General features: G+C 70.8%; 23 protein-coding genes. 19 read left to right on the top strand and 4 right to left on the bottom strand.

Going from position 1 to position 23,394, the window contains the following annotated elements; translation table 11 throughout:
- Window positions 1-34 precede the first annotated feature (34 nt).
- Both GGQ83_RS07695 and GGQ83_RS07690 read left to right on the top strand, forming a co-directional pair.
- The gene (locus GGQ83_RS07695; protein WP_184383198.1) at window positions 35-796 is read left to right on the top strand and encodes an SDR family oxidoreductase; all 762 of its coding nucleotides are present in this window, start codon (window positions 35-37) and stop codon (window positions 794-796) included.
- Window positions 797-924: 128 nt separating this feature from the next.
- Window positions 925-2,517, top strand: a complete 1,593-nt coding sequence (locus GGQ83_RS07690; RefSeq protein ID WP_184383197.1) for an ABC transporter substrate-binding protein — start codon at window positions 925-927, stop codon at window positions 2,515-2,517.
- Window positions 2,518-2,718: 201 nt separating this feature from the next.
- Here GGQ83_RS07690 and GGQ83_RS07685 read toward each other — a convergent pair whose 3' ends face one another.
- Window positions 2,719-4,506 (bottom strand): gamma-glutamyltransferase family protein, encoded by a 1,788-nt coding sequence (locus GGQ83_RS07685; RefSeq protein WP_184383196.1) that lies wholly within the window; start codon window positions 4,504-4,506, stop codon window positions 2,719-2,721.
- A 69-nt stretch (window positions 4,507-4,575) separates the two neighbouring features.
- On the opposite strand from GGQ83_RS07685, the gene GGQ83_RS07680 reads away from it, so the two are divergent.
- The 16 genes from GGQ83_RS07680 (at window position 4,576) to gloA (ending at window position 19,180) form a co-directional block, all read left to right on the top strand.
- Window positions 4,576-5,106: a phosphonate metabolism protein/1,5-bisphosphokinase (PRPP-forming) PhnN gene (locus GGQ83_RS07680; protein ID WP_184383195.1), complete on the top strand. Its 531-nt coding sequence runs from the start codon at window positions 4,576-4,578 to the stop codon at window positions 5,104-5,106.
- A gap of 148 nt (window positions 5,107-5,254) precedes the next feature.
- A complete protein-coding gene (gene rpsB / locus GGQ83_RS07675; protein ID WP_184383194.1) occupies window positions 5,255-6,037 on the top strand; it encodes a 30S ribosomal protein S2 in 783 nt (260 codons plus the stop codon).
- Between the two features lie 24 nt (window positions 6,038-6,061).
- Window positions 6,062-6,970, top strand: coding sequence for a translation elongation factor Ts (tsf, locus tag GGQ83_RS07670; RefSeq protein ID WP_184383193.1), 909 nt, complete (start codon window positions 6,062-6,064; stop codon window positions 6,968-6,970).
- 147 nt (window positions 6,971-7,117) lie between these two features.
- The gene (gene pyrH, locus GGQ83_RS07665) at window positions 7,118-7,843 is read left to right on the top strand and encodes a UMP kinase (protein WP_184383192.1); all 726 of its coding nucleotides are present in this window, start codon (window positions 7,118-7,120) and stop codon (window positions 7,841-7,843) included.
- A 15-nt stretch (window positions 7,844-7,858) separates the two neighbouring features.
- Complete coding sequence (gene frr / locus GGQ83_RS07660) at window positions 7,859-8,434, top strand: ribosome recycling factor (RefSeq protein WP_184383191.1); 576 nt, start codon at window positions 7,859-7,861, stop codon at window positions 8,432-8,434.
- The gene (gene uppS / locus GGQ83_RS07655) at window positions 8,434-9,174 is read left to right on the top strand and encodes a polyprenyl diphosphate synthase (protein ID WP_184383190.1); all 741 of its coding nucleotides are present in this window, start codon (window positions 8,434-8,436) and stop codon (window positions 9,172-9,174) included. The genes frr and uppS overlap by 1 nt, the downstream gene beginning before the upstream one ends.
- A 33-nt stretch (window positions 9,175-9,207) precedes the next feature.
- Window positions 9,208-10,026, top strand: coding sequence for a phosphatidate cytidylyltransferase (locus GGQ83_RS07650; protein ID WP_184383189.1), 819 nt, complete (start codon window positions 9,208-9,210; stop codon window positions 10,024-10,026).
- Window positions 10,027-10,028: 2 nt separating this feature from the next.
- Window positions 10,029-11,210, top strand: a complete 1,182-nt coding sequence (dxr, locus tag GGQ83_RS07645; RefSeq protein WP_207017972.1) for a 1-deoxy-D-xylulose-5-phosphate reductoisomerase — start codon at window positions 10,029-10,031, stop codon at window positions 11,208-11,210.
- A 9-nt stretch (window positions 11,211-11,219) separates the two neighbouring features.
- Window positions 11,220-12,335, top strand: a complete 1,116-nt coding sequence (rseP, locus tag GGQ83_RS07640; protein WP_242534919.1) for an RIP metalloprotease RseP — start codon at window positions 11,220-11,222, stop codon at window positions 12,333-12,335.
- A 91-nt stretch (window positions 12,336-12,426) separates the two neighbouring features.
- The gene (bamA, locus tag GGQ83_RS07635) at window positions 12,427-14,748 is read left to right on the top strand and encodes an outer membrane protein assembly factor BamA (protein WP_242534920.1); all 2,322 of its coding nucleotides are present in this window, start codon (window positions 12,427-12,429) and stop codon (window positions 14,746-14,748) included.
- 22 nt (window positions 14,749-14,770) lie between these two features.
- Complete coding sequence (locus GGQ83_RS07630; protein WP_242534921.1) at window positions 14,771-15,550, top strand: OmpH family outer membrane protein; 780 nt, start codon at window positions 14,771-14,773, stop codon at window positions 15,548-15,550.
- Between the two features lie 17 nt (window positions 15,551-15,567).
- Window positions 15,568-16,623 carry a UDP-3-O-(3-hydroxymyristoyl)glucosamine N-acyltransferase gene (gene lpxD, locus GGQ83_RS07625; protein ID WP_184383187.1) on the top strand — a complete coding sequence of 352 codons (1,056 nt, stop codon included), beginning with the start codon at window positions 15,568-15,570 and terminating at the stop codon, window positions 16,621-16,623.
- A 4-nt stretch (window positions 16,624-16,627) separates the two neighbouring features.
- Window positions 16,628-17,098, top strand: a complete 471-nt coding sequence (fabZ, locus tag GGQ83_RS07620; RefSeq protein ID WP_184383186.1) for a 3-hydroxyacyl-ACP dehydratase FabZ — start codon at window positions 16,628-16,630, stop codon at window positions 17,096-17,098.
- 29 nt (window positions 17,099-17,127) lie between these two features.
- Window positions 17,128-17,949 carry an acyl-ACP--UDP-N-acetylglucosamine O-acyltransferase gene (lpxA, locus tag GGQ83_RS07615; protein ID WP_184383639.1) on the top strand — a complete coding sequence of 274 codons (822 nt, stop codon included), beginning with the start codon at window positions 17,128-17,130 and terminating at the stop codon, window positions 17,947-17,949.
- A complete protein-coding gene (locus tag GGQ83_RS07610; protein ID WP_184383185.1) occupies window positions 17,946-18,773 on the top strand; it encodes an LpxI family protein in 828 nt (275 codons plus the stop codon). Before lpxA ends, GGQ83_RS07610 begins: the two co-directional genes overlap by 4 nt.
- Before the next feature lie 14 nt (window positions 18,774-18,787).
- Window positions 18,788-19,180 carry a lactoylglutathione lyase gene (gene gloA / locus GGQ83_RS07605; protein ID WP_184383184.1) on the top strand — a complete coding sequence of 131 codons (393 nt, stop codon included), beginning with the start codon at window positions 18,788-18,790 and terminating at the stop codon, window positions 19,178-19,180.
- Between the two features lie 131 nt (window positions 19,181-19,311).
- Here the strand turns inward: gloA and GGQ83_RS07600 are convergent, their stop codons facing one another.
- On the bottom strand, window positions 19,312-20,292 hold the full coding sequence (locus tag GGQ83_RS07600) for a Bug family tripartite tricarboxylate transporter substrate binding protein (protein WP_184383183.1): 981 nt from the start codon (window positions 20,290-20,292) through the stop codon (window positions 19,312-19,314).
- Between the two features lie 76 nt (window positions 20,293-20,368).
- On the opposite strand from GGQ83_RS07600, the gene GGQ83_RS07595 reads away from it, so the two are divergent.
- Complete coding sequence (locus GGQ83_RS07595) at window positions 20,369-21,460, top strand: isocitrate/isopropylmalate dehydrogenase family protein (RefSeq protein ID WP_184383182.1); 1,092 nt, start codon at window positions 20,369-20,371, stop codon at window positions 21,458-21,460.
- On the opposite strand, the gene GGQ83_RS07590 is transcribed toward GGQ83_RS07595, so the two are convergent.
- Window positions 21,435-22,205: an SGNH/GDSL hydrolase family protein gene (locus tag GGQ83_RS07590; RefSeq protein ID WP_184383181.1), complete on the bottom strand. Its 771-nt coding sequence runs from the start codon at window positions 22,203-22,205 to the stop codon at window positions 21,435-21,437. The genes GGQ83_RS07595 and GGQ83_RS07590 overlap by 26 nt on opposite strands.
- Window positions 22,206-22,213: 8 nt before the next feature.
- Window positions 22,214-23,377 (bottom strand): OpgC family protein, encoded by a 1,164-nt coding sequence (locus tag GGQ83_RS07585; protein ID WP_184383180.1) that lies wholly within the window; start codon window positions 23,375-23,377, stop codon window positions 22,214-22,216.
- Between the last annotated feature and the right edge of the window lie 17 nt (window positions 23,378-23,394).

Raw genomic sequence — 23,394 nt, 5'->3', positions numbered from 1 at the left:
CCGCGCAAGGTTCCACAGCAGAGGGAGAGGAACGATGGCGCAGCTCAAGGGAAAGATCGCCTGGGTCACGGGCGCGGGCACCGGTATTGGTGAGGCGGGCGCGCACGCGCTGGCGGCCGAGGGGGCCATGGTGGTGCTGACGGGGCGCACGGCCTCCAAGCTCGATGCCGTGGCCAAGGCCATCGCGGCCAAGGGCGGCAGCGCCGAGGTGAAGGCCTGCGACATGGCCGATGCGGCGGCCGTGCAGGCGGTGGCGGATGCCATCCTGGCCGCGCATGGCCGCATTGACATCCTGGTGAACAATGCCGGGCTGAACATCACCGACCGCGCCTGGTCGCGCCTGACGGCCGCCGGTGTGAAGGAGCTGGTGGACGGCAATTTGATGTCCGTCTTCCACGGCACGCTGGCCGTGCTGCCCGCCATGCGCAAGCAGCAGGATGGCCTGATCATCCACACCGCCTCCATGGCCGGTCGCTTCGTCAGCCCCTTGAGCGGCCCGGGCTACACCGCCTGCAAGCATGGCGTGGTGGCGATGAGCCACAGCATCAACATGGAGGAATGCGCGAACGGCATCCGCAGCACCGTCGTCTGCCCGGGCGAGGTGCGCACGCCCATCATGGACAAGCGCCCCAACAAGCTGAGCGAGCAGGATCTGGCGGAGATGGTGCAGCCCGAGGATTGCGGGCGCCTCATCGCCTTCATCGCGGCCACGCCCGCGCATGTCTGCCTGAACGAGATCCTGATCACGCCCACGCGCAACCGCGGTTACCTGGCGGCGATGCAGCGAAAGCTGTGATGGCACGGTCCATGCATTGACGCGCCCTGTCGGCAGGAGGGGTGGATTTTCCGCCCCCTCCTGCCCAGGCGCGCGGCAGCCACCGCCCACGCGGGCGGCAGCGCCGCGCCAGAACAGGGAGAGTGGGCATGGACCGCAGACAATTCCTCCAGACCGGCGCCGCCTTGGCGAGCAGCGCCGGCATCACCGCCCCCGCGCTGAGCCAGGGGGCCAATGCGCGCACGCTGCGCTTCGTGCCGCAGGCGAACCTCGCCAATTTCGACCCGATCTGGGGCACGCAATATGTCGTGCGCAATGCCTCCGCCATGGTGTGGGACACGCTCTATGGCGTGGACGACACGCTGACGCCGCGGCCGCAGATGGTGGAGGGGCACACCACCTCGCAGGACGGGCTGACCTGGACCTTCACCCTGCGCGCCGGCCTGCGCTTCCATGACAACGAACCGGTGCTGGCGCGCGACGTGGTGGCCTCCATCACGCGCTGGATGCCGCGCGATCCGATGGGCCAGATGATCCGCGCCATCCAGAACGAGCTGGTGGCGGTGGATGACCGCACCTTCCGCTGGGTGCTGCGCAGCCCCTACCCGAAGCTGCTCTACGCGCTGGGCAAGACCAACACGCCCATCTGCTTCATCATGCCAGAGCGCATCGCGCGCACGGACCCCTTCCAGCAGATCAACGAGTATGTGGGCTCCGGCCCCATGCGCTTCATCCGCAATGAATGGGTGCCCGGCGCGCGCTCGGTCTTCCAGAAGTTCGACGGCTATGTGCCGCGGGAGCAGGGGGGCACCTGGCTCTCGGCCTCCAAGCGCATGATGGTGGACCGCGTCGAGTGGATCGTGATGCCGGACCCGGCGACGGCCGCCTCCGCCTTGCAGAACAACGAGATCGACTGGTGGGAGAACCCCATCACCGACCTGGTGCCGCTGCTGCGCCGCAACCGGCGCGTGCAGGTGGATATCGCGGACCCGCTGGGCAACATCGGCTCCTTCCGGATGAACCACCTGCACAAGCCCTTCAACTCGCAGAAGGTGCGCCAGGCCATCCTGATGGCGATGAGCCAGGCGGACTACATGACCGCGTTGGTCGGCAGCGACAGCGCGTTGTGGAAGCCGCTGCCCGGCTTCTTCACCCCCGGCACGCCCGGCTACACCGAGGCGGGCGGCGACATCCTGAAGGGCCCGCGCGACATCGACGCCGCCCGCCGCCTCCTGGCCGAGGGCGGCTATGCGGGTGAGCCCGTCACCTGCATCGTGGCGCAGGACCAGCCCATCACGAAGGCGCAGGGCGACGTGACAGCCGACCTGCTGCGGCGGCTGGGCATAAACGTGGATTTCGTGGCGACCGACTGGGGCACCACCGGCCAGCGCCGCGCCATGCGCAACCCGCCCGGCCAGGGCGGCTGGAGCATGTTCCACACCTGGCATGCGGGGGCCGACTGCGTGAACCCCGCCGCCTACAACGCGCTGCGTGCCACGGGCGAGCGCGCCTGGTTCGGCTGGCCCGATTCGGCCGAGGTCGAGGCGGGTGTGGATGAGTGGTTCGCCGCCCCCGACGCCACCGCCGAGAAGGCCGCCATGGACAAGGTGAACGCGGCCGCCATCCGCGACGTGGTCTATGCGCCGACCGGCTTTTTCCTGGGCTACACCGCCTGGCGGAGCAATGTCACCGGCATCCAGAAGGGCCCGCTGCCCTTCTTCTGGGGCGTGTCGAAGAGCTGAGCCTTGGAGTGGCGCGCGCAAGCCAGCGCGCGCCAACTGCCGTCCCCCCGGGGTGGCGCCGCCTTCACGACCACCCGGCCGCAAGGCGGCCGGCGCGCCTAGGCCGACCTTCCAGCGCGCACACCAGCGCGTGGCGCGAAAGCCAAGCCGCCGGAGGCGGCGCCCGGCGCCTGAGGGCGCAAGAAAAAGCTGTCGGGCGCCTCAGCGCCCGACAGCGTAGCCCTGCATGCCGCGCGGGTTTGCGCCGGCGAAGATCTGCCCATCCGCCTCCAGCCGCGCGCCGGTCAGGCGGCCCTCGGTCCATTCCCCGCCCATTTCGGCCGCATGGCCGCGCGCCTTCAGCGCCTCCAGCACCGCGGGCGCGAAGCGGCCTTCCAGCACCAGCTTCCCGGGCTTGGCGCCGCGCGGCCAGAAGCTGCTGACCCAGTGCTCGGAGTGGAAGGAGGGCAGGTCGATCGCCTCCTGGATGTTGAAGCCATGCGCCAGCATCCGCGCCAGCATGATGGGCTGCCACTGGTCCTGCTGCTCGCCGCCCGGGGTGCCGAAGCTCATCCAGGGCTTGCCATCGCGCAGCACCATGGAGGGGGAGAGGGTCGTGCGCGGCCGCTTGCCGGGCTTGAGGCCGTTGGGCAGATCCGCGTCCAGCCAGAACATCTGGCAGCGGGTGCCCAGGCAGAAGCCCAGGCCCGGCACGGCCGGCGAGGATTGCAGCCAGCCTGCACTGGGCGTGGCGCTCACGAAATTGCCCCAGCGGTCAATGATGTCCACATGGCAGGTGTCGCCGCCCGAGGCGCCGAGGCGCGAGACGGTGGGCTCGCCCGTGCCGGCGGCGGCGGTCATCTCCTCCGCGCGGCGGATGGCGGCGGCGTAGTCCACGCCCTGCGCGGCACGGCCATCGGGGCTACCGGGGCGGAACTCCATCGAGGCGTCGCGGCCGATCAGCTTGCGGCGCTCGGCGGCATAGGCGTCGGACAGCAGGGTCGCGAGCGGCACGTCCACGAAGGCCGGGTCGCCATAGAAGCCCTCGCGGTCGGCGAAGGCGAGCTTCATGGCCTCGGTGACGGTGTGGACGAATTCCTCGCCCACCGGGTCCATGGTCGAGAGATCATAGCCGTCCAGCAGGGCCAGCGTCTGGAGCATGGCCGGGCCCTGGCTCCAGGGGCCGCATTTCAGCACGGTGTGGCCGCGGAACTCGCGGGTGGTGGGGGCCTCCACGCCCGCGCGCCAATTGGCCATGTCCTGGCCGGTCAGCACGCCGGCATGTCGCTCGCCCGAGGTGTCCATCATGGGCGTGCGGACGAAGCGGTCGATGGCCTCGGCGACGAAGCCGCCATACCAGGCGTCGCGCGCGGCCTCGATCTCCTGTTCGCGGGTGCGGCCGGGGGCCTCGGCCTCGCGCAGCAGGCGGGAATAGGTTTCGGCCAGGACGGGGTTGGACCAGAGCTTGCCGGGCTGCGGCCCGCCATCGCGCAGCCAGAGCGCCGCGGAGGTCTGCCATTCCGCCTCGAAGAGCGGCTTCACGGTGGCCAGCGTCTGGATCACGCGCGGGACCATGTGCGCGCCGCGCGCGGCATAGCCGATGGCGTATTCCAGCACGTCGCGCAGGCGCCAGGTGCCGTGTTCCAGCAACATGCGCGCCCAGGCGTCGAAGGCGCCGGGGACGGGGGCGGCGAGGAAGCCGGTGCCGGGCATGATGGACTGGCCGAGCTGGTCGCGCATCAGCGCCACGGTCAGCCCGCCGGGGGCGGGGCCCTGGCCGCAGATCACCTGCTGGGCGCCCAGCTTCGCGCTGTGCAGGATGATGGGGCAGTCGCCGCCCGGGCCGTTCAGGTGCGGCTCCACGATCTGCAAGGTGAACCCGGCGGCGGCGGCGGCGTCGAAGGCGTTGCCGCCGCGTTCCAGCACGCTCATCCCCACCTGCGAGGCGATCCAGTGGGTGCTGGCCACGGCACCGAAGGTGGCGGCGATCTCGGGGCGGGTGGTGAACATGGCTGGCCTCCTTGGCATTGTGGGGATAGGGACGCCTGCGACGCAATTCGTCAATCCGGGGACGGTTCGATGTGGGTGGCGGTGGTGGGGCCCTCCGGGGCGGGCAAGGACACCTTGCTGGCGGCGGCGCGGGCGGCGCTGGAGGGCGACGGGCGGTTCCATTTCGCGCGCCGCGTCATCTCCCGCCCCGAGGGGTTGGGGGAGGAAGGGCATGAGGCGCTGGACGAGGCGGGTTTCGCCACGGCCGACCTCGCGGTGCGCTGGCGGGCGCATGGGCTGCACTACGGAATCCGCACCGAGCAGACGCGCCGGGCGCCGGTGACGGTGATGAGCCTCTCGCGCGCCGTGCTGGAGGAGGTGGCGTCCCGCGCACCGCTGACCGTCATCGAGATCACGGCGCCCCCCGCCGTGTTGGCCGCCCGCCTGGCCGCGCGCGGGCGGGAGGGCGAGGCCGAGATCGCCGCCCGCCTCGCGCGGGAAGTGCCGCTGCCGCCCGGCCTGCGGGTCCTGCGCGTGGTCAATGACGGGACCGTGACAGCAGGCGCCGAGCGGGTCGTTTCGGCCCTGGAGGCTTGCGTTCCGGCGGGAATTCGGCCATGAGCCCCGCGCCGGTGGAATGGTTCCGCCGGTAATCCACACGCGGCGCCCCTTCCGTAATGGTGTTTCCACCATGGCAGGGTCCGGTCCCGGAGCGATCCGGGGTTCGCGCCGCGGAGGCCCAACCGGACTGAACAGGAAGGAGATCGCCATGGCGATGCCCGAAGTTTCCCTGCGCCAACTGCTCGAAGCGGGCGTGCATTTCGGCCACCACACGCGGCGCTGGAACCCGCGGATGGCCCCCTACATCTTCGGCGTGCGCAACCAGGTCCACATCCTGGACCTGCAGCAGACCGTGCCGATGCTGGAGCGCGCCCTGCGCGTGGTGCGCGACACGGTGGCCGGCGGCGGCCGCGTGCTCTTCGTCGGCACGAAGAAGAGTGCGGCGGAATACGTGGCCGAGGCCGCGACCCGCTGCGGCCAGTACTACGTCAACCACCGCTGGCTGGGCGGCATGCTCACCAACTGGAAGACGATCACGGGCAGCATCAAGCGCCTGAAGGAATTGGACGGCCGCCTCTCCGGCGACATCCAGGGTCTCACCAAGAAGGAGATCCTGATGCTGACCCGCGACAAGGAGAAGCTGGACCGCGCGCTGGGCGGCATCCGCGAGATGGGCGGCCTGCCCGACCTGATCTTCGTCATTGACGTGGTGAAGGAGAAGCTGGCGATCGAGGAGGCCAACACCCTGGGCATTCCCGTCGTCGGCGTGGTGGACAGCAACGCGGACCCCGTGGGCGTGACCTACCCCATCCCGGGCAATGACGACGCCATCCGCGCCATCAACCTCTATTGCGACCTGGTGGCGGGTGCGGTGTTCGACGGCATCTCGGCCGAGATGCAGGCCTCGGGCGCCGACCTGGGCGCCATGGCGGCCCCGATGCCCGAAGAGGTGGCGGTGCCGGCCGAGGAAGCCCCGGCCGCCCAGGCCTGATTCAGCAAGCAAAGGAATAGGCTCATGGCTGAAATCACCGCCGCGATGGTGCGGGAGCTGCGCGACGCCACCGGCGCCGGCATGATGGATTGCAAGAAGGCCCTGGTCGAGGCGGGCGGCGACATGGAAGCCGCCATCGACTGGCTGCGGAAGAAGGGTCTTTCGGCCGCCGCCAAGAAGTCCGGCCGCGTGGCCGCCGAAGGGCTGGTGGGCGTCGCGTCCGACGGCCAGGTGGCCGCCATGGTCGAGGTGAACGCCGAGACCGATTTCGTGGCGCGCAACGAGGCCTTCCAGGGCTTTGTCGAGAACGTGGCCAAGCTGGCGCTGACGGTCGGCGAGGATGTGGCGGCGCTGCAGGCGGCGCCCTATCCCGGCACCGGCCACACCACGCAGGACGAGCTGACCAAGATGATCGCCACCATCGGCGAGAACATGACCATCCGCCGCGCGCGGGTGCTCAAGGTCGGCCAGGGCGCGGTCGCGACCTATGTCCACAACGCGGTGAAGCCCGGTTTGGGCAAGATCGGCGTGCTGGTGGCGCTGGAGGGTGCCGGCGAGGCCGAGGCCATCCTGACGCTGGGCCGGCAGATGGGCATGCATGTGGCCGCCACCCGGCCGGATGCGCTGGACGTCTCCGCCGTGGACCCCGCCGCGCTGGAGCGCGAGAAGGCGGTGCTGACCGAGCAGGCCCAGGCCTCCGGCAAGCCGCCCGCCGTCATCGAGAAGATGGTCGAAGGCCGCATCCGCAAATTCTACGAGGAAGTGGTGCTGCTGGAGCAGGTCTGGGTGCATGACGGTGAGAGCCGCGTGAAGGCCGTGGTCCAGAAGGCGGGCCTGACCTGCACGGGCTTCGCCCGCTTCCAACTCGGCGAGGGCATCGAGAAGCAGGTGACGGACTTCGCCGCCGAGGTCGCGGCCCAGGCGGGCGTCTGACACCCGCCGCATGGTGAGGGCGGGGTGCGCGGCTTGCCGCGCCCTTGACCCCTGCTAAACTCCGCCGGCCCACCTGGCCGGCGGGCTGTTCACGGCCGGCCCACCCGCGCCGCTTCCCACTGCGCCTTCAACAAGAGCGGAACACCCATGAGCGAAACGCCCGTCTACAAGCGTGTGCTGCTGAAGGTGTCCGGCGAGGCGCTGATGGGGGACCGCAACTACGGTCTCGACACCGGCACGCTCAAGGCCATCGCGAACGACATCAAGGGTGTGGTGGCGCTCGGCGTCCAGGTGGCGCTGGTCATTGGCGGCGGCAACATCTTCCGCGGCATCGCAGGTGCGGCGACCGGCATGGACCGCGCCCAGGCCGACTACATGGGCATGCTGGCCACCGTGATGAACGCGCTGGGCATGCAGTCCGCGCTGGAGCAGATCGGCGTGCAGACGCGGGTGCAGAGCGCCATCCCCATGGCTTCCATCTGCGAGCCCTATATCCGCCGGCGCGCCATCCGGCACATGGAGAAGGGCCGCGTGGTGATCTTCGCCGCCGGCACGGGCAACCCCTTCTTCACCACCGACACCGCGGCCGCCCTGCGCGCGGCCGAGATGGGCTGCAACGCCCTGCTGAAGGGCACGCAGGTGGACGGCGTCTATGACAGCGACCCGCGCCGCAACCCCGACGCCCAGCGCTTCACCACGCTGAGCTACCTGGAGATGCTCTCGCGCGACCTGGCCGTGATGGACGCGGCCGCCATTTCCGTGGCGCGCGAGAACCATCTTCCCATCGTCGTCTTCAACATCCATGAACCCGGTGCCTTCACCGAGGTGATGCTGGGCCACGGCCGCTTCACCACCGTGACCGACACCCCCTGACCGCGAGGCGAACCCATGGCGGCCCCACCCCCCGATCTCAAGACGCTCAAGGCCGATCTCGTCCGCCGCATGGACGGCGCGATGGAGACGCTCAAGAAGGAATTCACCGGGCTGCGCACCGGCCGGGCCTCGCCCTCGCTGCTGGAGCCGATCCGCATCGAGGCCTACGGCAGCAACCAGCCGCTGAGCCAGCTCGGCACCGTTTCGGTGGGCGGGCCCTCCATGCTGTCGGTGCAGGTCTGGGACCGCTCGGTGGTGAAGGCCGTCGAGATCGGCATTCGCGATTCGGGGCTTGGCCTGAACCCGCAGAGCGAGGGGCAGACCATCCGCGTGAACCTGCCCCCGCTGACCGAGCAGCGCCGCAACGAGCTGGCCAAGACCGCGGCCAAGTATGCGGAAGGGGCCAAGGTGGCCGTGCGCGGCGTGCGCCGCGACGGCATGGAGCAGATCCAGGGCTGGAAGAAGAAGTCCGAGATCGGCGAGGATGACGCGAAGCGCTGGTCGGACGAGGTCCAGAAGCTGACCGACGACTACGTGAAGAAGATCGAGCAGGTCACCGCCGAGAAGGAAAAGGACATCAAGACCGTCTGATGTCCTCCTTGCCCGCCACCGCGGCGGGCGTGGGCGCGCCGCCGCCCCGCCACGTCGCCGTCATCATGGACGGCAACCGGCGCTGGGCACAGGCACGGGGGCTTCCCGTCGCGCTCGGGCACCGGGCGGGCGCGGATGCGGCGCGGCGCACCATCGAGGCGGCCATCCGCTCGGGCGTGTCCTGGCTGACGCTCTTCGCCTTCTCCTCGGAGAACTGGGCACGGCCGGCCGACGAGGTGCAGGAGTTGACCGGCCTGCTGCGCCACTACCTGCGGGCCGAGGTGGGGCACCTCACCAAGGAAGGCGTGCGCCTGCGCGTGATCGGCGACCGCGAGCGATTCGGCGCCGAGACCCGCGCCGCCATCCTCCAGGCCGAGGAACGCACGGCGGGCGGCGCGCGGCTGAACCTGACCGTGGCGCTGTCCTATGGCGCGCGGGCGGAAATCCTGGCCGCGGCGCGGGCCGTGGCGGCCGCCGCCCAGGCCGGCACGTTGGACCCGGCCACGCTGGACGAGACGGGTTTCGGCGCCAGGCTCTTCACGGCGGGCATGCCCGACCCGGACCTCATCATCCGCACTTCCGGCGAGCAACGCATCTCGAACTTCCTGCTCTGGCAGGCCGCCTATGCGGAGCTTGTTTTTCTCCCCGTGCTCTGGCCCGATTTCGGGGCGGAGCATTTCGACGCCGCCCTGGCCGATTTCGCCGCCCGGGAGCGCCGCTTCGGCGCCCGGGTGGGCTGAGCCATGGGCAGGGCGCGCCGACCGGGCTGACACATGCAACGCTGGGGAGATCTGCGAAAGCGGGCGCTGACGGCGGCGCTGCTCGGGCCAGCCGCGCTGGCCTGCATGTGGATGGGTGCCGAGTGGTGGGCCGGGCTGATGGCCATCTGCGTGGCCGGCATGGCCTGGGAATGGGTGCGGCTGTGCGGCGGTTCGACTCGCGCGCTGCCTGGCATGCTGGTCCCGGGCGTGGTGCTGCTCGCCGGGTTGCTGGCGGTGCTGGGCATGTCGATGTGGGGGCTGCTGGTCCTGGCCGCGGGCGCCTATGGGGCGCAATGGGTCGCGCGGCATCCGCGCGGGCCGGTGCCGCCGCTCTGGCTGGGCTTCGGGGTGGTCTATATCGGGCTGGCCGGCATCGCGCTGATCGAGCTGCGGGCCGATGACCGCGTGGGGCGCGACAACGTCATCTTCCTCTTCCTGGTGGTCTGGGCTTCGGACATCTCGGCCTATTTGGCGGGGCGGGCCTTCGGCGGGCCGCGCCTGGTGCCCGCCATCTCGCCCAACAAGACCTGGTCCGGGGCGCTGGGTGGGCTCGGGGGGGCCATGCTGGTGGGGCTTCTTGCCGCCATGGTCTTCACCTCCGATATCTCCTTCACGCGGGTGCTGCTGGTGGCGGCGCTGCTGGGCCTGGCGGCCCAGGCGGGTGATCTGCTGGAAAGCTGGATCAAGCGCCGATTTGGGGTAAAGGATTCCTCCGGCCTGATCCCCGGCCATGGCGGGCTGCTGGACCGGCTGGACGGCGTGCTGGCCGCGGCCCCGGTGGGCGCCCTGATCGGGGTGCTGCTCGGCGCCGGGGTTCATCTTTGGAGGTAGTCTTGGGTCCATCGCGCCGCATCACCGTGCTGGGGAGCACCGGCTCCATCGGGCGCAGCACGCTGGCCCTGCTGGAGGCCGCGCCGCCGGGGCGCTTCGCCGTGGAGGCGTTGGTGGCGGGCCGGGACGTGGCCACGCTCGCCGCCCAGGCGCGCCGGCATGGTGCCCGCCTCGCGGTGGTGGCCGACCCTGGATGCGGCCCGGCGCTGGCCGAGGCGTTGGCCGGCAGCGGCATCGAGACCGCCTGCGGTGCCGAGGCCGTGATCGAGGCCGCCGCCCGTCCCGCCGACTGGACCATGGCCGCCATCGTGGGCGCGGTCGGGCTCAAGAGCACCATGGCGGTGCTGGCCCGCGGTGGCACGCTGGCCCTGGCCAACAAGGAGAGCCTGGTTTGTGCGGGCGAGCTGGTGCTGGAGGCGGCACGCGCCAATGGCGCCACCCTGCTGCCCGTGGACTCCGAGCACAACGCCATCTTCCAGGCGCTGATGAGCCGGGGCGGCGAAGGCTATGCCGCCGTGGAGAAGATCATCCTGACCGCTTCGGGCGGCCCTTTCCGGCAGGCCAGCCTCGCGCAGATGGCCCAGGCGACGCCCGAGCAGGCGGTGCGCCACCCGGTCTGGTCCATGGGGGCCAAGATCAGCGTGGACAGCGCCACCATGTTCAACAAGGGGCTGGAGCTGATCGAGGCCGCGCGCCTGTTCCCGGTGCGCCCGGATCAGCTGGAGGTCCTGGTCCACCCGCAATCGGCCGTGCATGGCCTGGTGCAATACGCGGATGGTTCGCTCATCGCGCAGCTCGGCACGCCCGACATGCGCACGCCCATCGCGCATTGCCTGGCCTGGCCCGACCGGATGGCGGTGGATGTGGGGCGGCTGGACCTCGCGGCGCTGTCCAGGCTGGAATTCGAGGCGCCGGACCCGGTGCGCTTCCCCGCCCTGCGGCTCTGCCGCGCGGCGCTGGCGGCTGGCGGGGGCGCGCCCTGTGTGCTGAACGCGGCCAACGAGGTGGGGGTGGCGCTGTTTCTGTCCCGCCGCCTGGGCTTCCTCGACATCGCGGCCGTGGTGGAGGAGACGCTGTCCGCGCTGGGCGGGCAGCCCGTGAATGACCTGGCCTCCGTGCTGGAACTGGATGCGGCGGCGCGCGCGCGCGCGACCGACATCGCCGCCCACCGCGCGGCCGCCTGAGGACCCGACATGCTGGAATTCCTGCCCGAGACGCTGCGCACCATCCTGGCCTTCCTGGTCGTGCTGGGCGTTCTCATCTTCTTCCATGAGCTGGGACATTACCTCGCCGCACGCTGGCGGAAGGTCCATGTGGACGTGTTCAGCATCGGATTCGGCCGCGCGCTGGCCCGCTGGACGGACCGGCAGGGGACCGAATGGCGCCTCGCCTGGATTCCGCTGGGTGGCTACGTGAAGCTGCACGGGCATGTTCCCTCTGAGGAACTGCTGCCCGAGTCGCGCGTGGACGAACGGCCGGGCCAGACCTTCCACGACAAGCCGGTGCGGGACCGCGCCATCATCGTCGCCGCCGGGCCCGTTGCCAATTTCGTGCTGGCCGCCGTGCTCTTCGCCGGGCTCTACGCCACATTCGGCGCGCCCCGCGACATGACGACGGTGGCGGCCGTCGGCCCCGGCTCGCCCGCCGAGATGGCCGGGCTGCAACCCGGGGACGCCATCATCGCCCTGGATGGCGAGCGGGTGGTCCGCTTCGACCAGGTGCAGCGCCACATCCAGCCGCGGGCGGGCCAGCAGGTCCGCGTGACGGTGCAGCGCGACGGGCGTGCTCTGGACCTCGTCGCCACGCCCATCCCCCGCCTCGGCAGCGAGGCCGAGCCCGTGGGCATCCTGGGCGTGCAGGGCGGGCAGGGGCGCTTCGAGCGCCTGGACCCGCTGAGCGCGCTCGGCGCCGGGGTGGTCCAGACCTACGACATGAGCGTCGCGACGCTGACCGGCATCTGGGAGATGATCACCGGCACCCGCAGCGCGCGCGACATGGGCGGGCCCATCCGCATCGCGGAGGTCTCGGGCCAGGCGGCGACGCTCGGCATCGTGCCGCTGATCAACCTGATGGCGCTGCTGTCCATCAGCCTTGCCCTGCTGAACCTCTTTCCCATCCCGCTGCTGGATGGCGGGCACCTGATGTTCTATGCCGCCGAGGCCATCCGCGGCCGGCCGCTGCCGGCCCGGGCCCAGGAATATGGCTTCCGGGTGGGCTTCGCCCTGCTCATCAGCCTCTTCGTCTTCGTCACCTTCAACGACATCGCCCATGGCTCCATCGGCCGATGGATCGGGGGGTTGCTGGGGTGAGGGGGGCGCTTCTTGCCCTGGGGTGGCGGCACGCCGCCGCCCCGTCTATGTTCGCGCCTGTTCCGTTCCAGAACGAAGGGATGGCTTTTCCTTGAGCCTCACGCTCCGCGTCCTGCTTCTCGCCAGCGCCACTCTCGTGGCCCTGCCGCATCCGTTGGCGGAGGCCCAGCCGCGCGCGGGCGCGCCGCGCGCCGCCCAGTCCGGGGATGTCATCACCTCTGTGGTGGTCCGCGGCAACCAGCGCATCGAGGCGGACACCATCCGCAGCTACATGCTGGTCCAGCCCGGCGACGTCTATGAATCCGACCGGGCCGACCGCAGCCTGCGGACCCTGTTCGCCACCGGCCTGTTCCGCGATGTCCGCATCGGTCGCGAGGGCGCGACCCTGGTGGTGGAGGTGGCCGAGAACCCCATCGTCAACCGGGTCGCCTTCGAGGGCAACCGCCGCATCTCCGACGACGTGCTGCGCCAGGCCACCCAGCTGCGCGAACGCTCGGTGCTGACGCCGCAGCTCGTCCAGCTCGACCGGCAGGCCATCCTGGACATCTACGCCCGGCGCGGCCGCTTCGGCGCGGTGGTGGAGCCCAAGCTCATCGAGCTCGACCAGAACCGGGTGAACCTGGTCTTCGAGATCACGGAAGGCCCGACGGCGCTGGTCGCGCGCATCAACTTCGTGGGCAATACCGGCTTCTCCGACACCCGCCTGCGCGACGTGGTGGCGACGAAGGAGCAGGCTTTCTACCGCATCCTCTCCACCTCCGACAGCTTCGACCCCGATCGCCTGGCCTTCGACCGCGAGCTGCTGCGCCGCTATTATCTGCGCAACGGCTATCCGGACGTGCAGATCGGCGCCGCCACGGCGGAGCTGGCGCCGGACCGCAGCGGCTTCTTCATCACCTTCGCCATCAATGAGGGGCCGCGCTACACCTTCGGCGACATCGACATCACCTCGGCCTTCCCGGACCTCGACCCGGCGACGCTGCGCCGTTTCCTGGAGGTGGCGCCGGGCGGCACCTATGATGGCGACGCGGTGGAGCGCACCTCGCAGGCGCTGTCGGACGCGGCCAATCTGCGCGGCTTCCCCTTCGTGGAGGTGCAGCCCCAGATCACGCGCGACACCGAGGCGCGGCGGGCGAACATCACCTTCGCGCTGACCGAGGGGCCGCGGGTCTACATCGAGCGCATCGACATCAGCGGCAACACCCGCACCCAGGACCGCGTGATCCGCCGCGAGTTCCGCCTGGCGGAGGGCGATGCCTTCAACGCCGCGCAGATCCGCCGGTCGCGTGACCGTATCCGCAACCTGGGTTATTTTGGCGACATCACGATCAACAACACCCCGGGCTCGGCGCCCGACCGGACGATCGTGGACGCCCGCGTGGTCGAGCGCGCCACCGGCGAGATCAGCCTGGGCGGTGGCTTCTCGACCGATGCCGGCTTCCTGGCCGATTTCGGCATTCGTGAGCGCAACCTCGGCGGCACCGGCATCGACGCGCGCGTCAACACCACCATCGCGCAGCGCCGCAGCCAGGTGGACCTCTCGGTCACCGATCCTTCCTTCCTCGACCGCAACCTCGCGATCGGCGGCGACGTCTTCTACATCCAGCGTGACCTGCGCAGCGTCTCGGGCTTCGACGAGCGCCGCGCGGGCGTCTCGCTGCGCGCGGGCTACGAGTTCAACGAACGGCTGCGGCAGTCCTGGTCCTACAGCCTGGTGCAGCGCCGTATCTCCAATATCCAGGACGGGTCCTCGCGCTTCGTGGTGGAGCAGGCGGGGACGACCATCCTCAGCCAGGTCAGCCAGACGCTGACCTATGACGTGCGCGACAACCCGCTGGACACCCGCCGCGGCTATGTCATCCGCCTGGGCAATGACCTGGCCGGCCTGGGGGGCGACGTGGCCTACCTGCGCACGCGCCTCGACGGCGCGCTGTTCCTGCCGCTGGAGCGGCTGCTGGGCGACCCGGACTTCGTGCTGAGCATCTCGGGCAGCTTCGGCATCCTGAACGGCTTCGACAGCAGCCGGCGCGACCGCATCGTGGACCGCTTCTTCCTGGGCGGCGAAAACCTGCGCGGCTTCGCCGTCGCCGGCGCCGGCCCGCGTGACATCGCCTCCCGCGACGCGCTGGGCGGGCGCCTGATGTGGACGCAATCCACCGAGCTGCGCTTTCCCCTGCCGGTGCCCTCGGAACTCGGCCTGGTGGGCAGGGCCTTCGTGGATGTGGGCTCGCTGTCGCGCACGGTCAGCGGCACCGGGATCGGCGACGACGCCAGCCCCCGGGTTGGCGCGGGCGTGGGCGTGTCCTGGCGCAGCCCCTTCGGTCTGATCAACATTGACGTCGCCCAGGCGATCGCCAAGCAGAGCTACGACGAGACACAGGTTGTGCGTTTCGGCTTTGGCACCCGCTTCTGAGCGCGAGGATAGGCATTTGCGCATGAACGTGTTTCGCATTCACCCCGCCCCCGTGATGGGCGCGGTCATCCTGGGCTTGGCCGCCGGGCTGGGGTCCGCCCCCGCGGTGGCCCAGCAGCAGCAGCAGTGGTTCGTCCCGCAGCAGGGCCAGGCGCCCGCGCAGCAGCAGCGCCCCCCCGCCCAGCGCCCGGCCGCCCAGCCGGCCCGCCCCGCCGCCACGCAGCAGCCCACGGCCGTCATCGGCATCGTGGACATTCCCGAGGTGCAGCGCGTCTCCACCGCCTTCAACCAGGTGCGCGAGGAGATCGAGCGTCGGCGCAACCGCCTGAACGAGGACCTGCAGCGCGAGCAGACCAATTGGCGCGAGGCGCAGCAGCAGCTCGCCACCCAGCGCGCCCAGCTCAGCGCCGACCAGATCCGCGCCCGTGAGCGTGAGCTTCAGGAGCGCATCACCGACAGCCAGCGCATCTTCCGCAACCGCAGCCAGCATATCGAGGTGGCGGCGCAGCAGGCCCTGGTGCAGATCGAGGAATCGCTGGCCAACATCGTGCGGCAGGTGGCGCAGGCGCGTAGCGTGAACATGGTCCTGCCGCGGCCGCTGGTCATCATGAACGACCCCGCCTTCGACCTGACGGAGGAGGTGGCGCAGCAGTTCAACCGCGCCACGCGGCAGGTGCAGATTCCCCCCGAGAACGACGGCAGCAGCCCGCCCACCATGCCCGGTGCCGCGGCCCCCGCCGCCCCGCCCGCGGCGCCCGCCGCCCGCCCGGCGACGCCGCCGGCCCAACCCCCCCGCCGCTGAGGGCGGCCCCGTACTGCATGGCGGCTGACCCTCGCTTCTTCCCACAGGCGGGGCCCCAGCGCCTCGAAACCATCCTCGCGACGCTGGGCGAACCCTGCGACGTGACGGTGGCGGCGCTGGACCTCGTCCTCACGGGCGTGGCGCCGCTGGCTGAGGCCGAACGCGGGCAGCTTTCCTATTGCGACGGCGCGCGCAACCTTGCGGCCTTGCGCCGCACCGCCGCCGGGGCCGTCCTGGTGCAGGAAGCCCAGCGCGGGGCGGTGCCCGAGGGGTGCCTTGCCTTGGTCGTGCGGCACCCGGCCCTCGCTTTTTCGCGCGCGGCCGCCCTGTTCCATCCGCCGCCACGGCCCCCCGCGGGCATCCATCCCACGGCCGTGATCGGCGCCGGCGCAGAGATCGGCGCGGGCACCCATGTCGGCCCCTATGCCGTCATCGGCGAGGGCGCGCGCATCGGCCCCGCTTGCGTGATCGGCCCCCATGCGGTGGTGGGCGAGGGCGTGGTGCTGGGCGAGGGCTGCCGGCTGCACGCCCACAGCAGCATCAGCCATGCCATCTGCGGGCGTGGCGTCGTGCTGCATCCGGGCGCGCGCGTGGGCCAGGAGGGGTTCGGCTTCGTGCCCACCCCGGAGGGCCGCTTCGTGACCATGCCCCAGCTCGGCCTCGTGCGGCTGGAGGATGGGGTCGAGATCGGCGCCAATGCCTGTGTGGACCGCGGCAGCCATGCCGACACGGTGCTCGGGGCCGGAACCCGGCTGGATAACCTGGTGCAAGTGGGCCACAACGTGCGCATGGGGCCGGGCTGCGTGCTGGTTTCGCAATCGGGCGTTTCCGGTTCCACCACGCTGGGGCGCTATGTGACGCTGGCCGGGCAGGCCGGGCTGACGGGGCACCTGACCATCGGCGACGGGGCGCGCATCGGCGCCCAGGCCGGGGTCATGCGGGACGTGCCGGCCGGCGCCGACATGCTGGGAAGCCCCGCCATGCCGGCGAAGGAGGCCATGCGGGCCATGACGATGATGAGACGGCTTGCCGCGCAGAATCGCGCCGCTGCCAAGGACGGGGAGAAGGAGTAGGCGGATGGATCAACAGGACGCACCACCAGCCACCATCGGTGCCTATGGCATCCTGGAGGTGATGCAGGCCATCCCGCATCGCTTCCCCTTCCTGATGATCGACCGGGTGGTGGATATCCGGCCCGACCATTCGGCCGTGGGCATCAAGAACGTCTCGATCAACGAGCACCACTTCCAGGGCCATTTCCCGAGTGAGCCGGTGATGCCGGGCGTGCTGATCATCGAGAGCATGGCGCAGACCGCGGCCGTGCTGGTGGTCGCCACGCTGGGCGAGGCCTTCAAGGGCAAGCTGGTCTATTTCATGTCGGTCGAGGGCGCGAAGTTCCGCCGCCCGGTGGTGCCGGGCGACCAGCTCTTCATCCATGTCACGAAGGCGCAGCGCCGCATGAACGTGTGGAAATTCGCCGCCCAGGCGAAGGTGGACGGCGTGGTCGTCGCCGAGGCCACCTACGCCGCCATGATCCGGGACCGGTGATCCGCGTGGATGGCATCTCCCCCACCGCCATGATCCATGCCTCTTCCGTGGTGGCGCCAGGCGCCGTCATCGGCGCGGGCTGCCGCATCGGGCCCTTCTGCACCGTCGGGCCGGATGTCGTGCTCGAGGAGGGCGTGGAGCTTCTCTCCCATGTCGTGATCGAGGGGCGCACGCGCATCGGCGCGGGCAGCCGGCTTTCGGCCTTCGCCTCGGTGGGCCTCGCCCCGCAGGACCTGAAGTACAAGGGCGAGCCCACGGGCGTCGTGGTCGGCGCCCGCTGCCAGATCCGCGAACATGTCACCATCCACCGCGGCAGCGTGGGCGGTGAAGGCATCACGCGCGTGGGCGATGATTGCCTGCTCATGGCCTGCTCCCATGTCGGGCATGACTGCCAGGTGGCGGACCGCGTCATCCTCGCCAACAACGTCATGCTGGGCGGCCATGTGCGTGTGGGCGAGCAATGCTTCCTGGGCGGGGGGGCCGCCGTGCACCAGATGGTCCGGGTGGGGCGCCACGCCATGGTGGGCGGCCTCGCGGGCGTGACCAATGACGTGCCGCCCTTCGCCAATGTCTTCGGCCTGCCCGCACGGCTGGTGGGGCTGAACGCCGTCGGGCTGCGCCGCCGCGGCTTCTCGCGCGACAACCTGCACGCGCTGCGCGCCGCCTTCCGCCTGCTCTTCCGCGAGCCCGGCATCTTCGCCGAGCGCATGGAAATGGCCGCGCAGCGCTTCGCCGGCGATGCGCTGGTGGAGGAGGTGCTGTCCTTCCTCCAGGCGCGCGACCGCCGGCGCGAACTGATCCGCCCCGGCCGCATGGCCGCCGAGATCGCGCCGGAGGAAGAGGAGGCATGAAGCTCGGCATCATCGCGGGGGGCGGGCCCTATCCCCGCCGCGTGGCCGATGCCTGGGTGAAGAAGGGCGGCGAGGTCTTCATCGTCTGCATCCGCGACTTCGCGGACCCCAAGCTGTTCGACGGCTACCCTTTCATGGTCGAGCGCGTGGGCGCGGCCGGCAACATCATCAGCCGCCTGCGGGCCGAGGGCGTCACCAAGATCTCGCTCAGCGGCCGCGCGCGCCGGCCTTCCATCCTGTCGCTGCTGCCCGATGCCTGGACGGCCAAGGCCATCGCGCGCGTGGGCCGCAGCGCCTTCAGCGGCGACGACACGCTGCTGCGCGCCGCCATGAACCTGCTGCGCGAGGAAGGCTTCGAGATCATCGGGCCCATGCACATCCTGGGCGGCATCCTGGCCGAGGCCGGTCTGGTGGCGGGGCCGGAGCCCGATGCGATGGCGCGTCAGGACATCGCCCGCGGCATCGCGGTCCTTTCCGCCTTGTCGCCGCAGGATGTGGGGCAGGCGGTGGTGGTGCAACAGGGGCTGGTGCTGGGCGTTGAGGCCATCGAGGGCACGGATGCCCTGCTGGCCCGGGCGGGCGAGCAGCGGCGCGAAGGCCCCGGCGGCGTGCTGGTGAAGCTGCCCAAGATCGGCCAGGAGATGACCGTGGACGCGCCCGTGATCGGCCCCGTGACCGTGGCCGGCGCGGTGGCGGCCGGGCTGCGCGGCATCGCCATCGAGGCATTGGGCACCGTCATCGCCGACAAGCCCGAGACCCTGCGGGCCGCCGCCGATGCGGGGCTGTTCATCTACGCCGTCGAGTCCCAGCGTTTCACCCCCTGACCGGAGAACACCCCATGGCTGGCTTCAGCTACCTGCACACCATGCTGCGCGTGGGCGACCTTGACCGCAGCGTGGCCTTCTACACCACCCATCTCGGCATGAAGGAGCTGCGCCGGCGCGACGTGCCGGATGGGAAGTACACCCTGGTCTTCCTAGGTTATGAGGGCGGCGGCACCGAGCTGGAGCTGACCTACAACTACGGTGTGGACAGCTACGAGATGGGCAAGGCCTTCGGGCACCTCGCCATCGGCGTGCCCGACATCTACGCCACCTGCGAGAAGATGCGCGCGGCCGGGGTGAAGATCTCGCGCGAGCCGGGGCCGGTGAAGTTCGGCACCACCCTCATCGCCTTCATCGACGATCCGGACGGCTACAAGATCGAGCTGATCCAGCGCGGCAGCCTCTGAGGCGCCAGAGCGGGATGCGTTGAGGGGGAAGCACCGAAAACGCTGAACCCCGCTCTCGACATTGGCTGGAGCAGGCTGCGCGAGCGCAGCATGCTCCGGGCGCGGGCGTAGGTCACGCCCGCCTCCCCGCCTCAGTCGAGGCGGACGTTGCCGGCGCGCGCCACCTCGCGCCACTTCACGATCTCGTTGCGGACGAAGGTCGCGAATTCCTCGGGCGTGCCCGGATCGGCCACCGTGCCGAGGTTGAGCAGCCGCTGCACCACATCGGGCTCCGCCAGCGCCGCGCGCACATCGGCCGAGATCTTCGCCACGATCTCGGGCGGTGTGGCGGCCGGCGCCACGAGGCCCGACCAGCCGGCCGCCTGGTAGCCCGGCGAAATGGTCTCGGCGATGGTGGGCGTCTCGGGCAGCTGCGGCACGCGGCCCGCCACCGTCACGGCCAGCGGGATGGCGCGGCCGCCGCGGATATGCGGCAGGGCGGAGGCCACGCTGTCCATCATCAGCGGCACCACCCCCGCGATCAGGTCCGTGATGCCCGGGCCAGAGCCGCGGTAGTGGACGATGGAAAAGCGCAGATCGGTGCGCATCTGCAGCAGCTCGATCGCCATGTGCTGGCTGGTGGCGGGGCCGGCGCTCGCGATGTTGATGTCGCCCGGCCGGGCGCGGACCATCTCGGCCATGGCGCGCACGTCGCGCGCGGCGAAGCTCGGATGCGCCACCAGCATCAGCGGCACCATGGCGATGTTGCTGATGGGCGCGAAGTCGCGCTCGGCGTCATAGGGCACACGGGCCAGCACGGAGGGGTTCACGCCCAGCGTGCCCGAGGTGCCGGCCGTCAGCGTATAGCCATCGGGGGCGGCGCGCGCGCCGGCCTCCAGCCCCGGCGCACCCGCGCCGCCGGCACGGTTCTCGACCACCACGGGCTGGCCCCAGCGCGCCGTCAGCTTGTCGGCCACGAGGCGCGTCACGGTGTCGGCCGCTTGGCCGGGCGGGAAGGGAACGATGATGCGCACGGGCCGTGCCGGCCAGCCCGCGGCGGCACCCTGGGCTTGGACATGCAAAGGCGCGAGGGCGGCGGGAACGGCCAGCAGGCCGCGTCGGGACAAGGTCATGTTTCCTCCTGAGAAGCCTCTTGGGCGCTTCGTCGGGAAAAGCTAGCCTGGAAGTCGAAGACGGGGGGAGGGGTCCATGCTGGCCAACAGCTACGACATCGCTGTATTGCCAGGAGATGGCATAGGCGTCGAAGTCATGGATGCGACGCTCGACCTGCTGCGGGTGGTGGACCAGCGCTATGGCGTGGGCCTCAGCTTCTCGGTGCAGCGCGCCGGCGCCTTCGCCTACAAGGAGACCGGCACCGACCTCTCCGACGAGACCTTCGAGCGCACGGCGCGGGCGGACGCCATCCTGCTGGGCGCCATGGGCTGGCCGGGCATCCGCCACGCGGACGGGACCGAGCTTTCGCCGCAGATCACGCTGCGGCAGCGGCTGAACCTGTATGGGGGGGTGCGGCCCATCCGCGCGATTCCCGGCGTGCCGTTGCCCTTGTCCGACCCGCGCGCGGCAAAGATCGACTTCGTGATCCTGCGCGAGAGCACGGAGGGCCTGTTCTTCTCCAAGGACCAGGGCATGGTCAGCAGCGACTGGGCGGAGGAGACGCTGCGCCTGACGCGCCCCACCACCGAGCGCCTGGCCCGCATGGCCTTCCGCCTGGCCGACCACCGCGCGGGCCAGTCGGGCCGGCCGGGCCGCGTCACGCTGGTGGACAAGGCCAATGTGTTCCGCGCCTTCGCCTGGATGCGGACCGTCTTCGCCAAGGTGGCCGAGAGCTATCCGCATGTGGGGCATGACGCGCATTACGTGGACGCGATGGCGCTCGATCTCGTCCGCCGCCCCTGGGATTTCGACGTGCTGCCCATGGAGAACATGTTCGGCGACATCCTCTCCGACCTGGGCGCGGGGTTGATCGGCGGAATGGGCTTCGCGCCCTCGGCCGATCTGGGCGACACGCATGGGCTGTTCCAGCCGAGCCATGGCACGGCGCCCGACATCGCGGGCAAGGGCATCGCGAACCCCACGGCCTGCTTCCTCTCGGCCGCGATGATGCTGGAGTGGCTGTCGGTGCGCGGCGGCGGTCAACGCCTGGCCGATGCCGCGCTGGGCATCCGCGCGGCGGTGGATGCGGCCTTCATGGACGGACTTCGCACCGCCGATGTCGGTGGCAGCGCGGGCACCGTGCAGGTGACCCGCGCGGTGATTACCGCGCTTCGCTCAGCCCCCTGATGATGAGCTGGGCGACGGCCTCGCCCAGGCAGCCATTCAGCCGCTCCAGCGCCGCCGCGCGGTCGCCGCGGGCCGCGCGTTCGAGGTCGAGCGTGCCGGTGTCCACCCAATGGCGCATCAATTCATAGCGCGGAAACAGCGCCGCCCCGGCCGAGGCCGCCAGCAGCCGCAGCCTGTCGCGATAGGGTTCCACATTGGCATTGGCCCGCAGGAAGCGGGAATATTGCTGGTCCATCACGATGAGCTCGGCGCCGGAGCGGCGGATGGCCTCCAGCCCCTCGCGCATCACCTCCGTCATCTCGTGCGGGTCCATCCCGCGCGAAAGTTCCACCGTGCCGGCCTGCCACAGCACCAGGGCGGGGGTGTATTCGCGCAGCGCGTCCTTCAGGCGCTGGAGGTTGTCCGTGACCGAGGCGCCGCGCGTGCCGCGAACCAGCACGTTGATGCGTGCCTCGCTGTAGCGGCGGCCCAGCGCCGCTTCCAGCCGGGTGGGCCATGTGGTCGCGGCCTCGGCGGTGCCGGCCTGGATCACGGAGGCGGAGCCCAGCACCAGGATGCGAAGCTGGCCGAGTTCCAGGGCGCGCTGCGCGGCCTGGAGCGGGCGGGCCTCCTCCAGCATCTCGGCCGGCATGGCGCAGCTGCGCGGCGCGGCGGCGGCCGGCGCGGCCAGCAGGACCAGGGCGAGGCAGGCGAGCGCGAGAGGCCGCGCCACAGGGCCGAGGAGATGGCGGAGGGCTGGAAGCACGCGGCGGATCATGCCTTTTCGGCTCCGGCAGGCAAGGGGGAAGGGGGGGTGGGGCGCGGGGCGCGCTCCACCGAGCGGCTCCATTCGGACACGACGGCCACACCCAGCAGGGCCATGAAGCAGGCGGTGTTGACGACCACCTGCACCTCCCACCCATCCCAGGCCTCGATGGCGAGCCGCGCCAGGAAGGAGAGCAGGATGCCCACGCAGAAGACCGGCAGGCTGTGCTGCCCCATGCGCTGGAAGGGCCGCGCGAGGCGGGAGCGCACCAGCGCCCCGTCCCGCGCCACGAAATGGCCGATGAGGTAGGCCAGCGCCAGGATGGAGGCGAGGCGCCACGGGTGCAGCGACTGCTTGTCCACGCGCGAGAGCCACTCGGCCGCCCAGTAGGGCAAATGGCTGTAGAAGTGGGTGTAGCCCAGCATGGCGGCCAGGCTCGCGCCCAGCACCAGCAGGGCGGCGGTGGTCAGCCAGGGGCTGCGCGGCGGCAGGCCCACCGTCGGCGCGTCGCGCACCGACTGGCCCAGCATCAGGCCGATGAAGAAGAGAAGCTGCCAGGCCAGCGGGTTGAAGAACCAGGTGCCTTCCTCCCAGCGGGGCAGGTTGTAGCCCGTGGCCCGCACGCCCACCCACAGCGCCACCGACAGCCCCAGCAGCAGCCAAGGCCGGGCCCGCAGCAGCAGCGCCGGGATGAACAGCGCGAGGATGACGATGTAGAGCGGCAAGATGTCCAGGAAGTGCGGCTGGAAGCGCAGCAGCAGCGCCTCCAGCAAAGCGCGGTAGGGCTGCTCGGCGAAGGGGTCCAGCGCGAGTTCGTCCAGGAAGGCCGCGCGGTCCAGTGCGGCGGCCGAAAAGCCCACCTGCGCCGCGAAGACCACCAGCAGGAAGATGTGCGCGACGTAGAGCTTGCCCACCCGCTGCGCCACCGAAGCGGCCGCCGGCAGCCAGCCCTGGCGGTCCGCCTTGCCGGCATAGGCGAAGGCGGCGGCATAGCCCGCCAGCAGCACGAAGGCCTCGGTCGCGTCGGCGAGCGCGAAGTTCCGCAGCGTCCAGTCGCCCGCCGCGTTGCCGGGGGTGTGGTTGACCATGATCATCCACAGCGCGAGGCCACGGCAGATATCGGCCCGCGAATCTCGTGGGACGGGCGTGCGAAGCTGCGTGGCGTTGGTCATGGAGTGCCGCTATAATG

Source organism: Roseococcus suduntuyensis (genome assembly GCF_014196305.1).
Classification (GTDB): domain Bacteria; phylum Pseudomonadota; class Alphaproteobacteria; order Acetobacterales; family Acetobacteraceae; genus Roseococcus; species Roseococcus suduntuyensis.
The sequence above is the reverse complement of the archived record's forward strand: the minus strand, read 5'-3'. Positions and strand labels throughout refer to the sequence as shown.

Excerpts from the sequence above, each read along its gene's own strand:
- GGQ83_RS07600 (WP_184383183.1), bottom strand. The coding sequence starts at position 20,292 with ATGACCTTGTCCCGACGCGGCCTGCTGGCCGTTCCCGCCGCCCTCGCG.
- GGQ83_RS07680 (WP_184383195.1), top strand. The coding sequence starts at position 4,576 with ATGTGGGTGGCGGTGGTGGGGCCCTCCGGGGCGGGCAAGGACACCTTG.
- GGQ83_RS07610 (WP_184383185.1), top strand. The coding sequence starts at position 17,946 with ATGAAGCTCGGCATCATCGCGGGGGGCGGGCCCTATCCCCGCCGCGTG.
- GGQ83_RS07650 (WP_184383189.1), top strand. The coding sequence starts at position 9,208 with ATGCAACGCTGGGGAGATCTGCGAAAGCGGGCGCTGACGGCGGCGCTG.
- GGQ83_RS07585 (WP_184383180.1), bottom strand. The coding sequence starts at position 23,377 with ATGACCAACGCCACGCAGCTTCGCACGCCCGTCCCACGAGATTCGCGG.
- uppS (WP_184383190.1), top strand. The coding sequence starts at position 8,434 with ATGTCCTCCTTGCCCGCCACCGCGGCGGGCGTGGGCGCGCCGCCGCCC.
- GGQ83_RS07695 (WP_184383198.1), top strand. The coding sequence starts at position 35 with ATGGCGCAGCTCAAGGGAAAGATCGCCTGGGTCACGGGCGCGGGCACC.
- GGQ83_RS07685 (WP_184383196.1), bottom strand. The coding sequence starts at position 4,506 with ATGTTCACCACCCGCCCCGAGATCGCCGCCACCTTCGGTGCCGTGGCC.
- lpxD (WP_184383187.1), top strand. The coding sequence starts at position 15,568 with ATGGCGGCTGACCCTCGCTTCTTCCCACAGGCGGGGCCCCAGCGCCTC.
- frr (WP_184383191.1), top strand. The coding sequence starts at position 7,859 with ATGGCGGCCCCACCCCCCGATCTCAAGACGCTCAAGGCCGATCTCGTC.
- gloA (WP_184383184.1), top strand. The coding sequence starts at position 18,788 with ATGGCTGGCTTCAGCTACCTGCACACCATGCTGCGCGTGGGCGACCTT.
- pyrH (WP_184383192.1), top strand. The coding sequence starts at position 7,118 with ATGAGCGAAACGCCCGTCTACAAGCGTGTGCTGCTGAAGGTGTCCGGC.
- lpxA (WP_184383639.1), top strand. The coding sequence starts at position 17,128 with ATGATCCATGCCTCTTCCGTGGTGGCGCCAGGCGCCGTCATCGGCGCG.
- tsf (WP_184383193.1), top strand. The coding sequence starts at position 6,062 with ATGGCTGAAATCACCGCCGCGATGGTGCGGGAGCTGCGCGACGCCACC.
- rpsB (WP_184383194.1), top strand. The coding sequence starts at position 5,255 with ATGGCGATGCCCGAAGTTTCCCTGCGCCAACTGCTCGAAGCGGGCGTG.
- GGQ83_RS07630 (WP_242534921.1), top strand. The coding sequence starts at position 14,771 with ATGAACGTGTTTCGCATTCACCCCGCCCCCGTGATGGGCGCGGTCATC.
- rseP (WP_242534919.1), top strand. The coding sequence starts at position 11,220 with ATGCTGGAATTCCTGCCCGAGACGCTGCGCACCATCCTGGCCTTCCTG.
- GGQ83_RS07595 (WP_184383182.1), top strand. The coding sequence starts at position 20,369 with ATGCTGGCCAACAGCTACGACATCGCTGTATTGCCAGGAGATGGCATA.
- GGQ83_RS07690 (WP_184383197.1), top strand. The coding sequence starts at position 925 with ATGGACCGCAGACAATTCCTCCAGACCGGCGCCGCCTTGGCGAGCAGC.
- fabZ (WP_184383186.1), top strand. The coding sequence starts at position 16,628 with ATGGATCAACAGGACGCACCACCAGCCACCATCGGTGCCTATGGCATC.